Source organism: Thalassotalea sp. 1_MG-2023 (assembly GCF_030546745.1).
Taxonomy (GTDB): domain Bacteria; phylum Pseudomonadota; class Gammaproteobacteria; order Enterobacterales; family Alteromonadaceae; genus Thalassotalea_C.
This window is the reverse complement of the sequence record NZ_JAUOPD010000008.1, coordinates 1-15,998: the sequence shown is the minus strand read 5'-3', so window position 1 is coordinate 15,998 and position 15,998 is coordinate 1. Positions and strand designations below refer to the sequence as shown.

Here is a 15,998-nt window from a genome sequence, read left to right as displayed (position 1 = left end):
AGTTAAGAGATAATCATGAACTCAGTTACACCAACATTTTCAATTGAAACATTAACAACGCTATTACAACACCACTATCAATTAGATGGCGAGTTAACAGCGCTTGCAAGTTATTGTGATCAAAATTTACTTTTGGTGACAGCACAACAACGTTATGTTGTAAAAGTCGCTAATAGTGCCGAGAAAAAAATTGAGCTGATGATGCAAAATGATGCCATGACGCATTTATCATCTAATGAGTTACCTGTGCCTCAAGTGGTGAAGAATCAGGATGATCAGCAGATCACTGACATTGTAGATACCCAGCAGAACACATTTTATATGCGGGTGCTAACGTATTTACCCGGTGATTTTTATGCTCAAGCGAATCAACAAAACATGTCATCAACCTTGTGGCAAAATCTTGGACATTTTATGGCTAAAGTGGCTAATACATTAAGCGACTTTAAACACCAAGGTGCGTATCGCTATTTTGATTGGGACTTAGCGCATGGCTATGCTATTTGCCAAGATAAAAAACAACACCTAGCACAAGATCAAAAGCCGCTTGTTGAATATTTTTTATCAATGTATCAAGCACATGTCACTCCAAACTTAGCAAAACTTCCTTGTAGTGTTATTCATAATGACGCCAACGATCATAACCTGCTCGTTGATCAAACTAACACCCCTAGTAAAATTACGGGGTTAATAGACTTTGGCGATATGGTGTATAGCCAAACGATTAATGAACTAGCGATAACTGCTGCTTATGCCATGATGGAACAAGCAGACCCATTAACCACATTGGTCAACACCGTTGCTGGTTTTCATGAGCACTATACTATTAATGACGATGAATTTGATACATTACCGTATTTAATTGCGTTAAGGCTTTGTACGAGCGTATGTAATGCTGCTAACGCGATCAAAGAGCAGCCAAATAACGATTATTTGTTGGTATCAGTTAAACCCGCTTGGCAGTTACTTTCGTTACTTAAAGAGGTGAATTTTTATGCGATTACTTGTCGATTAAAAGTTGCTTGTGGGGTGAATCCCGATCAAGGAAAAACAAAAGCTGAGATTAAAAAGTATCGTGAAAAACATTTAGGCAAAACATTAAGTTTGAGCTTTAAAGAGCCATTAAAAATTGTGCGAGGGCAAGGCGCATATCTTTATGATGAGCAAGGAAACCGTTATTTAGATATGGTTAATAATGTCTGCCACGTCGGGCATTGCCACCCTAAAGTAGTGGCTGCAGGGCAAGCTCAGATGGCAAAACTAAACACTAATACTCGTTTTCTTCATGACAACTTAGTCAATTATGCTGAAAAATTACTCGCGACTATGCCAGAGCCGTTATCGGTTTGTATGTTTGTAAACAGTGGAAGTGAAGCAAATGAATTGGCTTTTCGCTTAGCTAAAAATTATACCGGTTCAACCGAGTTACTGACAGTTGAAGGCGCGTATCATGGTAATACCAATGCATGTATTAATGCGAGCCCATATAAGTTTGATGGGCCAGGCGGCGAAGGGGCAAAAGATTATGTGCATAAAGTGATGTTGCCTGATCCTTATCGTGGCAAATACCAAGGAAATACCGCTGATAGTGCAACGGCTTATGCAGAAGATGTGCAGCGTGCGATAAATGAACTTGCTGAGCATGGGAAAAAGCCAGGCATGTTTATATGTGAATCGTTACAGGGTGTAGCAGGACAAATCATTATGCCTGAGGGGTATTTGCAAGCAGTATATGCAAAAGTGAGGGATGCCGGCGGTGTATGTATTGCTGATGAAGTACAAGTGGGCTTTGGTCGAGTAGGTAGTCATATGTGGGCATTTGAAACTCAAGAAGTTGTGCCTGATATTGTCACTTTAGGTAAGCCTATTGGAAATGGTCACCCAATGGCTGCGGTGATCACAACCCAAGAAATTGCTGATGCCTTTGTAACAGGCATGGAATATTTCAATACTTTTGGTGGCAACCCAGTCTCTTGTGCAATTGGCGCTGCGGTGCTTGATGTGATCACAGAAGAACAACTGATGGAAAATGCGAAGCAAACAGGCGATTACCTGCAACATGCGTTACGTAAATTACAGCAAGCGTTCGATGTGATAGGTGATGTTAGAGGCATAGGACTGTTTATTGGCGTTGAGCTTGTTGAAAACCGCAACACTAAAGCACCAGCAACTGACCTTACAGCATCATTAGTAGAATTTATGAAAACCCAACAAATCATTTTGAGTACAGAAGGGCCATTTTATAATATTTTAAAAATTAAGCCTCCTATCGTGTTCAACAAGCAAGATGCTGACACATTTATCAATGCCTTGACTTTAGGCTTGCAAACACTGGTAAGTGATTAGCGCACACGAATATTCATCATTCTAAAAGCTAAAATGTCATGTGGTAATAGATATGACATTTTTCTTTGTGTGAAAAAAACGCGACTCATTTGATAGCGATTCAATCGTTATTATCAAAAAACAAAATAATTCTTTCCTTTAAAAACAGTGCCTTATTGTTTTTGTATGCAATATATCTGCATATTTTATATTCAACCGTTTACTTTTAATCCTTAAATATACTATTATCTGATTTATACTATAAATACGATAGTATTGTAAGTGTGCATTAAGACACGCGCTTAAGTGACATGACAAAACAGAGGAATAGATATGAAAAACGGCAAGCCTTTTAAGCTCAGCTATTTAACGTCTTTACTTATGTTAAACCTTGGGGTATCGGGTATTACATGGGCAGATGCGAATCAAGCAGAAGAAGAACAAGCAGAAAAAGATACTGAAGTGATCACCGTGACCGGTATTCGCGGTAGTTTGATTAACTCAGTAGGTATTAAACAAGATTCTGGCAATGTAGTAGATGCGATATCAGCAGAAGATATTGGTAAGTTTCCAGATCAAAACGTTGCTGAATCATTACAGCGTATAACGGGTGTTTCAATTGATCGTAGTGGTGGTGAAGGGCAGCTAATTACCGTGCGTGGTATGGGGCCAGAATTCAACTCTGTATTATTAAATGGTCGTACCCTTGCAACAACAAGTGGCGGTAGAGCATTCAGTTTTGATATTTTAGCATCTGAACTTATCAATGGTGCAGAAGTGCATAAAACGCAATCAGCGGCCTTACAAGAAGGTGCGATTGGTGCAACGGTAGATATCAGCACTGTTAAGCCGATGGATTTCCCAGGATTTAAAGCCGTTGGCAGTATTAAAGGCTTGTATGATGACATGACGGGAAAAATGAGCCCGCAATTCTCAGGCCTTATCAGCAATACCTTTGATGATGATAAATTTGGTGTACTGGCTTCTTTTTCACATTACAAACGTGAAAGCCGTTACGACCAAGCGAATACCGCATATTATTACAAAACTGAAGACGATTTAGATGGTCAGAATTATGGCGAAATTTATTTCCCGCAAAACTATGATCAAATCGCGCAAACAGAAACTCGTGAACGTAACAGTGGCACTTTGGTACTTCAATATAAGCCTACGAAAGATGTTACGGTAACAGCAGACGCACTATATTCAGATTATAATGTGCAATACCGTCAAGATGTTTTCCCAATGTGGTTTGAAACAGGCAATGTGAGAAACCCTGTTATCGACGAAAATAATACCTTAGTCAAAGCTGACTTTGTTGATAGTTATATCGAAACCTTAGTACGTCAATCAGATGCAGATAATAAACTAAAAGCATTTGGTTTAAACCTTGATTGGCAAGTTACTGATAACTGGGGTTTAACAGCAGATATTAACACCTCTAAAGCTGAACATGACCCTGGTAAAGGTTGGTCTGATGTTGTTGCTGGTCGCCCTGGTGAGTATACCTATGACAGAACGTCTGGCGATTTAGTACCTACCATGTCGTTCGAAAACTTCAAAGAAGGCGATGTGTTAACAGCTGGTTGGGCATCTTTACAAGGTACTCGTGTAGAAGATGAAGTCCTTGAGGCTAAAATAGATAATGACGTTTTTGTTGAAATGGGTCCATTAGTAAAAATTGGTTTTGGTCTTCATTACTCTGATCGTACCTTAGGTTCAACCTATGCAGAAACAGAAAATCCACTGCCGTGGACTTATGCTGATAACAGCTCGCGTATTCCATTACCGGCAGATATGTTATGGACTTACCATGCTGATGGCTTTTTATCAGGCGGTTCAGGTAACCCAACTGAATTCTGGCCAACCTTAAATTCAGATGATTTATTTGCTTTCTTAGGTACGGATGAAGCAATTTCACAGTTAGATGATCCTGATTTAGTACGGGCAATATTCTCTCGTGCTGGTTTTGGTATTGTTGATGATCCTACAGCGTATGAAGTCAATGAAGAGTTAAAATCACTTTATACTGACTTCTATTTCGAAGGCGAAGTAAATGAAATGCCTTGGTCAGTTATTGCTGGCGTACGTTATGTGAAAACTGATAGTACATCGAAAGGTAATCAAGTAGCACTATTAGATTTAATTGAATCTAATGAAAAACCAGGCGAGGTTCGCGCTATAACCTCAGATGATTATGTGGCTGTTGAAGTTGGTCATAGCTATAGCCATGTTTTACCTAGCTTGAACAGTAAGCTAGAAATTACCGATGAGTTTGTCGCTCGTTTTGCTTGGTCAAAAAGCTTAACGCGCCCTGAATTGGCTGAAATGTCACCGCTTGCAAGTTACGGCGATGGTCCTATTGATCAATTATTTGGCTCTGGCTCTAATCCAAAACTAGATCCGTTCGAATCGACTAACTTAGATCTTACTCTTGAATGGTACTACCAAGAAGGCAGTTATGCAGCGATTGCCGCATTTTCTAAAGATGTTGATGGTTACTTAGGCTCAGGTGAAACAGAAGAAACGGTTACAGTACCAAGTGGTACATATACTTACAAAATGTCGCGCCCAATCAATGAAGATAATACAAAAATTGATGGTTATGAAGTTGCTGTTCAGCACATGTTTACCAGTTTGCCTGCACCATTTGATGGTTTAGGTGTTATTGCAAATATGACCTTTGTTGACAGTGAATCTACTGCTGATGAAGGTGCTGAAAAACTGCCATTAATTGGTTTAAGTGATTCGCAAAACTTGATCTTATTTTATGAAAAAGACGAGATACAGTTCCGAATTGCCTATAACAATCGTGACCGTTTCATGCAATCTAAGCCTCAAACATGGCGAGACGGCCACTATGTTGATGACTATAAACAAGTCGATATCAGTGGAAGTTATGACCTTAATGAAAACCTAACGGTATTCTTTGAAGGTATTAACATCACCAACGAGCTATATATTAAAAATGCAGAATACGCTAACCAAACCCTAACGGTTACTGAAACAGGACCTAGGTATTCAGTAGGTATTCGCGGAAAATTCTAATCACTGAATTTAGCTAATGTTAAGTCAGTCAGTTATGTTGATGATAACTGACTGACTTTCATTCATTTGTTTTTGAATTGATTAAACGAGAAGTAAATATTTTTATGAGTCAGACGCATATTTGGTTACGTGCCGAAACAAAACCTCAGGAGCAACGTACCGCGCTAACCCCTACAGGCGCAAAAACACTGATTGATGCTGGTTATAAAGTATCGGTTGAGCAGGGCCACCAGAACATTTTCACTATTGAACAATACCGAGCTGTGGGGTGTGAAATTGTCTCAGAAGGTAGTTGGCCACAAGCACCCAAAAGTGCTTTTATTCTAGGGTTAAAAGAGTTACCTGAAGATAATTTCCCATTGGTTCATAAACATATTTATTTTGCCCACGCTTATAAAGAGCAAGCCGGTGCTGAAGATATTTTATCGCGCTTTAAACAAGGCGAAGGCGCACTATACGATTTAGAATTTTTAGTCGATGAAAATCAACGCCGAATTGCAGCGTTTGGATACTGGGCTGGTTTTGCTGGCGCAGCACTTGGCGTATGGGCTTGGGCGAATAAACAACTGGGCAAAACTGCACTGTCGCCAGTGTGCTCTTTTTCTGATCAAGAAAAGTTGATCAGCGAAGTATCAGGGTTACTTACCCAATGCAAACATAAACCTAAAGTAATGGTAATTGGTGCGAAAGGTCGAAGCGGTTCGGGCGCAATAGGCTTAGCAAAAGCATTGCAATTAAACACTATTGAATGGGATATGGCAGAAACAGCAGTAGGCGGGCCATTTGAACAAGTGAATGATGCGGATGTATTAGTTAATTGTGTATTGGTTAACCAAGACTTACCGCCTTTTGTGACACTAGCTTCACTTGATACGGCTGAGCGAAACCTGAGTGTAATTTCTGATGTGAGTTGTGACCCTTATGGTGATTATAATCCAATTCGCATTTATAACCACTGCACAACCTTTAATGAACCGACTATAGAAGTGATACCACAGCCAAATAGCTTGCATCTAATCGCGATTGATCATTTGCCATCATTATTGCCAAAAGAAAGTAGTGAAGACTACGGTCAGCAATTAGTGCCCTATTTAGCATCTTTACATGATTTGAGTCTGCCAGTATGGCAAAAAGCACTCGATATCTTTCATCAAAAAACGACAAACCTATAAGAGAACCTCCTATGAAACCAACCATACATTGGCTTGGCGTTGGGCTATCTGCCACGCCAGGGATCAAATATTTAGCAAATTCATCACATAATCTAGTCGTATGGAACCGTCGTACTGATAAAGCGCAAGCGATGTTAGATGAAGCACATATTGAATGTGAATTAAAACAATTAGATTGGTCTACTTTAGCTGAAAATGTTAAAGCGGGTGATATTTTGGTATCAATGCTACCTGCAAATATGCATGTAGAAGTAGCACAACTTTGTTTAGACAAATCAGCACACTTTGTTTCAAGTAGCTATATTGCACCTGAAATGAGAGCGCTTGATCAACAAGCCAAAACGAAAGGCTTAACCTTTATCAATGAAATTGGCTTAGATCCTGGTATTGATCACCTATTCGCACATTTATTAGTAGCACGCTTTAAAGAAAGTGATGCGTGTAGCGCCGACTCAAAATTGTATTTTCGCTCTTATTGTGGCGGTTTCCCTAAAACACCGAATGATTTTAAGTACAAATTCAGTTGGTCGCCATTAGGGGTACTAAAAGCACTTACATCACCTGCTAAATGGCTAGAAAATGGCGTAGAAAATAACTCGAAAGGCCCATGGGAAGCATTAAAAGATATTCACATAAGTGCTGTTAATGAAACATTCCAAGCATACCCAAACCGCGATTCTATTCCTTTTGTTAAGCAATATGAATTTGAACCTGAGTGGCAAGTTGAAGAATTTGTTCGTGGTACCTTACGATTGAATGGCTGGTCACAAGCATGGCAATATCTTTTTGATCAAGTGGGTGACTTGCAAGGGGAAGCTGGTTTAGAAAAAATGGCAGAGATCAGCCAAGATTTAGAAGAAAAATACAGTTACGAAGAAGGTGAACCTGATCGTGTTGTTATGTCTGTTGAGTTAGAAGCAAAACAAGCAGATAACACCGTTTGGCATCAACGTTATTACATGGACGCTGCTGGTAATAGTGAAGGGCAAGCGATGGCACGTTTAGTGTCAATTACGGTAGCGCTTGGCATTGAAGCTGTGATAAATGGCGACATTCCTGCAGGTGTTCATGCGGCACCTAGCCAGCCTGATATTGCACAACAATGGTTAGATAAACTCTCGAAACTTGGCCAATCGGTACACATTGAACAACTTGTTTAAATGATATTTCCCTGGCTATGTTTATTGTAGCGCTGGCGCCCCTTAGTATTTACTAAGGGGTTTTTTTATACCTGTAAACACATTAAAACCTATTAAGCGTTTAGTTTTTTCTCGCCAAGTAACAGGCTACCATCTTCTAAAAAACTTAAAATAATTTGCTTAGCGGGTCGGTTATCGTCAAATAAATAACTGTATTTTTCAATGACCCTGTCTCTATCTGCTTGCGATCTTGCTGTTGCCATTTCATCTCGAAACGGTTGTCCTTCCATGATACCTGCATAATGGCTTGCTAAGGCTGCGGTAGTTCTAAGCGCGTTTTCCACGATAGGGTTTTCTGTTAATGCTTGTTTTAATTGTGCTGTATAAGGGTAATCTGCAGGTATAACAATTTGCCCTTCATTATCAAACGAGATTGTTTCAGGTGGTGAAGCGATGTTGTATTGGCTAAGCAAATCTTTGAACTTTTCTTGGGAATATTTTGCTAAGGTGTCAACATTATGTGCTGTTGGTAATAACAGTTCTACATCTTTTAACGACGCTGGGGTAGTTTGTGGACCATTGGTTAGGTATTCATCAAGATTAACATCATTATTGCCTTGATTGGTGTTCATGTTAAAAACAGATTCAGCGCGGACTTCAACTTTGCTATTTTCTGATTTATTAGGTTGATATCCCGCGAGAATTTGCGCGAAATCACTATCGCTTTTAGCGTTTCCAACTTGATGTGAACCTTGTATTTGCGTGTGAAACGCACTGCTGGTAATTTCCATTTCTATCGTCACCTTATTGTTTTAAAAGCCAAGTTAGTAACAAAACCTAGCAAAAATCACTCCATTACTTGATGCATTAACAATTTTTGGAAAAACACCTTGTACTGCTGATTTACATTATTGTTAGGCTATGGCAAAAGAATAGTCGCTGAAAAGTTAAAGAGATTGTCTGACGAACCATTGCCTATTTAATGTATTTTCGGCAAACTGTTGCCGGTAATGATTGATATATACTGAGAAATAAATAACAGAAAACGCCTTAACTTTTATAATATTGAAAACTAAGATAGTTCTCATTCTGCACGAACTCTAATCTTTTAAAAGGACTCACATGAAAATATGGATATTGCTAATTTGCCTTATAACGACATTTGCTAATGCAAATGACTGGCAAAACATTAAAAGAGTAAACCCTAAATACCCGGTAAAAGCGATAAAACAAAAGCTTGAGGGCTGTGTTACTGTCCAGTTTTTTATCAATAAGCAAGGTAATACACAGTTTGTTGAGCCAATAGCCAGTAGCCATCAAGTGTTTGAAGGTGAAGCTGTTAAAGCAGTCGAGCAATGGCAATATCAAACTGAACAGCCATCATCACAAGCACAACGACAGAAAGTGATGCTTGAATTTAGGCTTAACGATTCTGAACAAACAACATACGATGCTGATGATTGCCGTGCTGAATTAACCCATGAAAGTCATGAAATCAATGCCTTTCGCCAAAATCGTTTATCGAAACCAACCTTTGGCAATAGCCATCAAGAATGGGTACAGAATTCATTTGCTTACCATGGCGTGTTAAGTATTGACGAGTCTAAGTTTTTAGCAAAAGCCTTGGTGAACATATTCAAACAATTTCCAGGAAGTGTTGATGAGAAAGAGCAAGCTTTTCTAAGCTTGATGAATGGTTTGGATTATTTTGGCACTTTGCAACAAGCAGAGTTAGTGAATAAACCAATTGACATGACAACAACGGTTACTGAACCCGTTATTGACGCAAGTTCACTACCTATTACCCCTATTTATCAAGTGGCAAAATATTGGCATGTTGGTGATATGAGGATCAGCTTAGATGAGTCAATTTATCAGATTATTGAAGAACGAAAGCTAGCGGTAGAGTTTACTATTTCTAAACGCGGTAAAGTAACGTTGATAGACTTTTGTCGAAAAATAGACACCCCCTTAAAGCAAGCATTAACTCAACAAATAAATGCATGGCAACTCACCCGATTAGCAACGCCAAAGAATAATATAAGAACAATTATGTTGCTGCCATCACCCCAAAATTCAGCTTCGTATATCGATTGTGATGCGACTTGGCATGATGTTGAAATGAGCAAAATAGCTGAGATGGAAAGAAACGCAGTGTACCGATAGCAAGCGCACTAATCGTTCAATTAAATGCTTGCTACTCTTTGCAACTTTGCCGTTAACTATTGTTACCCGTTAATTCAAGCAGCAAAGAGCAGCGTGTATTTAGTGTTTTTAATGTCAGTCAAAGGGAATTACTTGTACTATTTGCGCTTCTGGCTGAAGTGTCATTTTAATATCGTATAACGACATTTCCGTTTGTTCTTTTGTTGATTGATCGGTATTAATTACCAATTCATTTTTATTATCATGCCATGCAATATCAACAATGACGTCTGAGGCCACGGGTACAAGATAAGCCCGTTTACGTTTTAAGGAGTACATTTTTGCTGGATATCGTGAATTATTGTTGGATAAATACTGCATCCATTGGCCATTTGGTGACCATTGGGCATTAAAATTTAATGGCTCTTTGCTTTGAAAGTTTTGTTCAATTAGTGTTGCCGAATTATCAGCAATATTAAAGAGCCATAAGCTTCTGTTATTTTCGGTAAAGGTAAGGTATTGATCGTTGCTTGCCCAAGTGATGTTAGCCAAGAGTTTTGCTCTAGGAATAAGATGCTCAGTGAGAATACGGCCTTCTGAGTTGCTAATGACCAAATAATTAAGGTTCTGTTTTTTGACAAACGTTGCTCTTAGTTCTTTAGAAAAACTCCATGTTTCATTACTCTGTGATGCAAGTCCATTTATGTTTTGCGCATTTACCAATAAATGAAAAAGCATTAGCTGAATTACTATCAATACTTTAATTGTACAGTTCATCATCTGCTCCTTAGGCTTTTAAATATTTACGTGTTACTTCCTGTACTAGCATTATTGTTCAAAAAATATAAAAAAGACTTACGGTTTCCTTACCATTTCGGTGAGCGTTAAAAACATGTTGTTATTCAATGATTTAATGGTTTTGTGTTTTTTTGTGTTAAGTGGCGAAATCTAACCTTATGCTGTAAGCTTTATTGACAATTTAATCTTTAAAAAAGGCTGCGAAAGAATGGATTCTAAGAGCATCGCTGAACATACTGAGTCACCTCGTACTTTCACTTTAGGAACATGGACGGTTGATGGTGATTCCAATCAACTAATCAAAGAAGGTACACGTTTCACCATCGAGCCCAAGATGATGGATGTGTTGATTTACCTTTGTCAAAATGCCGGTGAAACCGTTAGTGCAGAACAATTGTTAATTGCTTGCTGGGCGGGGACATTTTATGGAGATGCTCCGGTACAAAAATGTATTGCGGGATTAAGAAAGAAACTCGGCTGTAATTCAAAAAAACCAAGTTTTATTGAAACAATCTATCGCCGTGGCTATAAAATTATTGCTCCAGTTAATTTTCCAACGAAATCTAATCAAGTATCGCAACGTCAAACGCTAAAAAAGTGGACGCAAGGTTCACCATATTTAGGGTTAAATACTTTTAATGAACAACATAGTTCAATTTACTTTGGCAGAGCAAAAGCTATTGTAGACGTTATTTACCAATTAAAGACAAGCATCAAACGGTCAAATAATTTTCTATTGATTTTAGGTAAAAGTGGCAGTGGAAAGTCATCGTTAATGAGGGCAGGAGTGTTACCTTACCTTAACAGTGAAACGGGGTTTTCTCAGCTCAGGGTGACTGAATATCACTTTATAAGCCCTAGTCAATGTATCGATGAATCACCAGTTGCAGCATTAGTACATGCGTTGAACAAGTTAGCATTAATTAAAACGACAATAGAGCTATCACATTTAATTTCACAGATAGAAGCAGACCCATTTCAGTTAACAAACGCTTTAAATGTTGACAGTAATCTAAACAATAATGAAGCAGAGCTTGCACAACCTGAGCAAGTAAAAGATTACAAACTACTTGTTATCGACCAATTTGAGCAATTTCTTTTAGATGAAAATTTAACGGTCAAACTAAAGCAAAATTTAATGAGTTGCTTATTACAAATAGCGCAATGTAAACAGTTACTTTTTACTGCAATGCTTAGAAATGATTTTTATGCTGAGTGTCTTGATGTAAAAGGTTTTTATGAATTAAAAGACCAAGGAAAACAGTACGACTTACAAGCGCCAACCCCAGTAGAAATTAGTCGAATGATCAGAAACCCTGCAATCGCTGCAGGATTAAGCTTTGAACACGACAAAGAAAATGAAGAGCATTTAGACGAAATACTACTTGCTGCTGCGGTTAAAAATCCAGATGCCTTGCCACTGTTAGAATATACGCTCGATTTATTGTACCAACAACGTAGTAGCCAGAATGTATTGTTGCTTAGTGTTTATCGAAAAATGGGTGGAATTGAAGGGGCTATCGCTCAACAAGCTGAAAAAGTATTTAATCGTTTACCGGTAAATGTTCAAGCGTGCTGGGACAATATTATGCATGCCTTAATTCAAGTAGATCACAAAAATAAACATAATGTGACAGCACGAAAGCTACCTAAAAAATACTTTAACAAGCCTGTTGAAAAGCAGTTTATTCAACACTTTCTCAATGCTCGGTTATTTGCCACTATCATTCAAACAAACACAGGTGAACAACGTAGTTATTTAACTGAACATCAAGATAGCGATGCACAAGACTTTCAATTTATCACTATTGCGCACGAAGCGTTATTAAAACATTGGCAACGCATTCAATTATGGCTTAGCAACAATAGTGTTGCTATTCATAAACGAGAACAACTCGCTGATGATTGCATGTTTTGGCTAAATACTGGAAAAGCCACCGACGCGCTCCTCAATTCAAAGCAAAAAGTGCTTGACGCTGAAGATTTAATTAAACGTAAAGAAGTTACATTAAGTGATAACGAACTTGCTTTCATTAAAAGCTCTAAACGTTATCAGGGAAGAAAAAGAATCACTTTAAGCTTTTTTATTGTCGCATTGATGGGGTTTAGCGTATTAACTTGGTTCCAAGCAAATCAAGTGAAAAACGAGCGAGATATCGCGTTATCACAAAGTCAAAAAACAAAAGCTATTTCAAAATTTTTAACAGAAACATTAGCGGCAAGTAGCCCCTTTGTTGCCAAAGGTAAAGATGTTTCATTAACTACTGTACTTAACAATGCTGGCAGAAAACTCAATGATCCAGTTCAAAATACCTATCCACCCTATGTAGACGCTTTACTACATAAAACGTTAGGCCTTATTTATATTGATTTAGGCAAAATAGCGCCTGCAGAGAAGCACATACTAAAAGGACTTGAGATTTATAAAGAAAACCATTTAGCAAAAGATGAAGATTATTTAGGTTTGTTATTTAATCTCAGTCGGCTGAATGTAATAAAGGATGGAACCGATAAATTGCCAGTGATTAAAGAAACGATAGAAGTTAGTAACAAGGTTGTTGGCAAAGATCATCAAGATTCATTAGGCGCTCTAGATAATTTAGCAACCTATTACTTAGCTAAGAAAGACTTTGCACAGGCGGAAAAAATTTTTAAACAAGTATATCAAAAGCGAACACAGCTGTTTGGCGCTGACTATCGTCACACGTTGTATTCTATAGAAAAGTTAGGGAACCTTTACTACGCCCAAAAAGACTATGAACAAGCAGAACGCTATTATCAGCTTTGTATAGACAAATGGTTAACTAAATCAGGCATTAATAATCCTTACACACTTTATTGTATGAAAGGTGTATTTTTAACTCAAATGGCAACTGGGCAATATCAGTTAGCTGAACAATCACTAAATCAGCATATAAGCGCTGCTACGTTAGTTTTTGGGCCAGAACACCCTGAGGTATTAAGTGCAAACCATTCCTTAGCTGAGCTTTATCAGATAACTGAAAGGTATAAGCAAGCAGAAACGCTTTTTCGACAAACTCTTAAAGTAAGTGCAAAAGTATTAGGTGAAAACCACAAAGAAACGCTAAAAATAAAAACAGAATTAACACATTTGTTAAGTCAGAACCGCGCTGAATTAATAAAGCAATTTTAAAACCGTTGGGCTGTAAAATAACGATTTTATTTCGGGCAGTGTCTTAAGGGCAATATTTTCATAACTTGCAAGATAATTAAGACGTCGTTCAACTCCTCTGTTGTAGCAATTTAAAGGTGCTTCTGTTTATTAAAGGTAATGTAGTATTTGAACCAATAGGTTGGTTTCAATCGTTCTATTAGCGTAACGGCCTATCCAAATTAATGCTTTGATAGCAGCAAAAAAAGCGAGGTAATGTTGAAAAACATCATCAACATTAATTTATTTAGTGCTGTGTACTTATACAGCCTCCCTTTTTTCTTGTTTTTAACAGAAAATCGAGAACTATTCTCGTATTAACGGAGCAAACGAGAATAGCAAAGCACTATCTCGTTGATATAGTTAAGAAGAAGTGATAATTTGAAATTTCAATTTTATGAAAATGAGAACCTGTTCGTAGCGTTACTTGCGAGAATGGTTCTTATGAATAAGCTGTTAGCTTCACAATGATATGGGAAATCGATGAGTAGAAAGCCAAGAATATTTATAGGTTCCTCTTCGGAGAGTCTAGACGTAGCTGATGCCGTGAATCTCAATCTAGATCATAAGGCTGAAGTCACTATTTGGAGAAATGGAACCTTTGATCTTTCGAGCAACACTATCGATGCTTTGACAAACAAAGCTAAAGCAGTCGATTTTTCCCTATTTATTTTCTCTCCAGATGACATTGCGATAATTCGAAACCAACAAAAAGCTATAGTTCGTGACAACGTCCTTTTTGAACTTGGCTTATTTATTGGGGCACTAGGAAAAGAAAGGTGTTTTATTCTTAAGCCTAGAGGAGTAGATCTGCATTTTCCGACAGACCTTCTAGGTGTAACCCCGGCAGATTATGAGCCCGATAGATCTGATGGCGATTTAGCATCTTCTGTCAATCACGCTTGTGTTCTTATGAAGCAGCAAATGGAAAAGCTACATACCGTGGAGGAGGTGACCGCTGCAGTCGCTCCACCAAAGATTAATATCGATGCTGCCAATGTTAAGGATTTCGATTACTTAGTCCTTGCTCAACTTTTGGGTACTGCTACGTCCGATCCGGAAGGGCACTTGCTTTACCAAGTAAAAAATAATTTGAATGAGCAATCCCATAAAGTAGATCTATCTGTAATTCGTCTAGAGCGCGTTGGTTATATTGAAAAGCGAAACGACTCAGATATGAACGGAAACGAATATTACACATATAAAATCACGCCAGCAGGCATTGAGTTGCTTTTAGAAAATGAAGAATTGGCCTTTCCGGCTCCCAAGCCTCAGCAAGCACCACCAAAGCAAGTATCGGATGCCTTCGATGACGATATTCCGTTCTAGAAAAAATGCTAACAAAGCAATCAACCGGACTCCGCATTGCGTGGTTCGCTTCGCTCACTTTACCACGCAATGCTCCGCTCGGTTATTGCGGCGTTATATGCCCAAACGGAGTTCGTAGCATAATTATGGAATTAACTAATCCTCTCCCACCACAAGATAATGAATTTGAAGCCCTGAAAACTGGTTTGACGGAATTTAACGAATCGCATACTGGTACTGTGTTTAGAGAAAAAATATCTTCATTCATAAAAGATGAATCAGGTGTGATTCTTGGCGGCATTCTAGGTGAAATCAACTGGAACTGGATGCATATTCAGGGACTTTGGATTGATGAAAGTATTCGTGAAGGTGGATGGGGAACAAAATTATTATCTCGTATGGAGGAATATGCTTTATCTCAAAATATCCCTAGCATTAGGTTGGAAACGACTACATTCCAAGCGCTAGATTTTTATATCAAAGCAGGTTATTCAATTTTTGGCGAATTACCTGATATGCCTAAAGGGCACACTAGTTATTTCTTACAGAAGCAACTGGGCATATAACAAGAGACTATGGCGTCAATAGTTAATTTTACACTTTTGGCGCTTCCCACATTACACCGTCTCTGAGCATCGAATTTAAAATCACAATCATCTTTCTGATACACGCTATTATCGCAACTTTTTTAGGTTTACCAACGGCCAATAATCGTTGATATGTTGCTTTAAAAACGGGATTTGATTGCATCGCTGACATCATTGCCATGTACAATACGGTTCTAACTTGTGCACGACCTCCTTGTATCTTTCTCTGGCCTTTATATCGCCCACTTTCTCTATTCATTGGTGCTACTCCCACTAATGCAGCCGCTTGTTTACTGTTGATATA

At 38.3% G+C, this 15,998-nt stretch carries 11 protein-coding genes; 8 read left to right on the top strand and 3 right to left on the bottom strand.

The features are described 5' to 3' along the window. Positions 1-15: 15 nt before the first annotated feature. The 4 genes from Q4489_RS08255 (at position 16) to Q4489_RS08240 (ending at position 7,705) form a co-directional block, all read left to right on the top strand. Positions 16-2,346: an aminotransferase class III-fold pyridoxal phosphate-dependent enzyme gene (locus tag Q4489_RS08255; protein WP_303478951.1), complete on the top strand. Its 2,331-nt coding sequence runs from the start codon at positions 16-18 to the stop codon at positions 2,344-2,346. A 312-nt stretch (positions 2,347-2,658) separates the two neighbouring features. Beyond that, positions 2,659-5,373 (top strand): TonB-dependent receptor, encoded by a 2,715-nt coding sequence (locus Q4489_RS08250; RefSeq protein WP_303478949.1) that lies wholly within the window; start codon positions 2,659-2,661, stop codon positions 5,371-5,373. A gap of 104 nt (positions 5,374-5,477) precedes the next feature. After that, positions 5,478-6,545 (top strand): saccharopine dehydrogenase, encoded by a 1,068-nt coding sequence (locus Q4489_RS08245; protein ID WP_303478946.1) that lies wholly within the window; start codon positions 5,478-5,480, stop codon positions 6,543-6,545. A gap of 11 nt (positions 6,546-6,556) precedes the next feature. Beyond that, positions 6,557-7,705, top strand: a complete 1,149-nt coding sequence (locus Q4489_RS08240; protein ID WP_303478944.1) for a saccharopine dehydrogenase family protein — start codon at positions 6,557-6,559, stop codon at positions 7,703-7,705. Between the two features lie 92 nt (positions 7,706-7,797). On the opposite strand, the gene Q4489_RS08235 is transcribed toward Q4489_RS08240, so the two are convergent. Next, the gene (locus tag Q4489_RS08235) at positions 7,798-8,475 is read right to left on the bottom strand and encodes a hypothetical protein (RefSeq protein WP_303478941.1); all 678 of its coding nucleotides are present in this window, start codon (positions 8,473-8,475) and stop codon (positions 7,798-7,800) included. Between the two features lie 331 nt (positions 8,476-8,806). On the opposite strand from Q4489_RS08235, the gene Q4489_RS08230 reads away from it, so the two are divergent. Beyond that, the gene (locus Q4489_RS08230) at positions 8,807-9,850 is read left to right on the top strand and encodes an energy transducer TonB (protein WP_303478938.1); all 1,044 of its coding nucleotides are present in this window, start codon (positions 8,807-8,809) and stop codon (positions 9,848-9,850) included. Positions 9,851-9,964: 114 nt separating this feature from the next. On the opposite strand, the gene Q4489_RS08225 is transcribed toward Q4489_RS08230, so the two are convergent. Beyond that, positions 9,965-10,609, bottom strand: coding sequence for a hypothetical protein (locus Q4489_RS08225; protein WP_303478936.1), 645 nt, complete (start codon positions 10,607-10,609; stop codon positions 9,965-9,967). Between the two features lie 226 nt (positions 10,610-10,835). On the opposite strand from Q4489_RS08225, the gene Q4489_RS08220 reads away from it, so the two are divergent. From Q4489_RS08220 to Q4489_RS08210, 3 genes are all read left to right on the top strand, one after another. After that, on the top strand, positions 10,836-13,781 hold the full coding sequence (locus tag Q4489_RS08220; RefSeq protein WP_303478933.1) for a tetratricopeptide repeat protein: 2,946 nt from the start codon (positions 10,836-10,838) through the stop codon (positions 13,779-13,781). Positions 13,782-14,282: 501 nt separating this feature from the next. Beyond that, positions 14,283-15,128, top strand: a complete 846-nt coding sequence (locus tag Q4489_RS08215; RefSeq protein ID WP_303478931.1) for a nucleotide-binding protein — start codon at positions 14,283-14,285, stop codon at positions 15,126-15,128. A 125-nt stretch (positions 15,129-15,253) separates the two neighbouring features. Then, positions 15,254-15,673 (top strand): N-acetyltransferase, encoded by a 420-nt coding sequence (locus Q4489_RS08210; protein ID WP_138570161.1) that lies wholly within the window; start codon positions 15,254-15,256, stop codon positions 15,671-15,673. Between the two features lie 28 nt (positions 15,674-15,701). Here the strand turns inward: Q4489_RS08210 and Q4489_RS08205 are convergent. Continuing rightward, positions 15,702-15,998, bottom strand: a 297-nt coding sequence (locus Q4489_RS08205; protein WP_303478923.1) for a transposase, incomplete at its 5' end; no start/stop codon positions are given.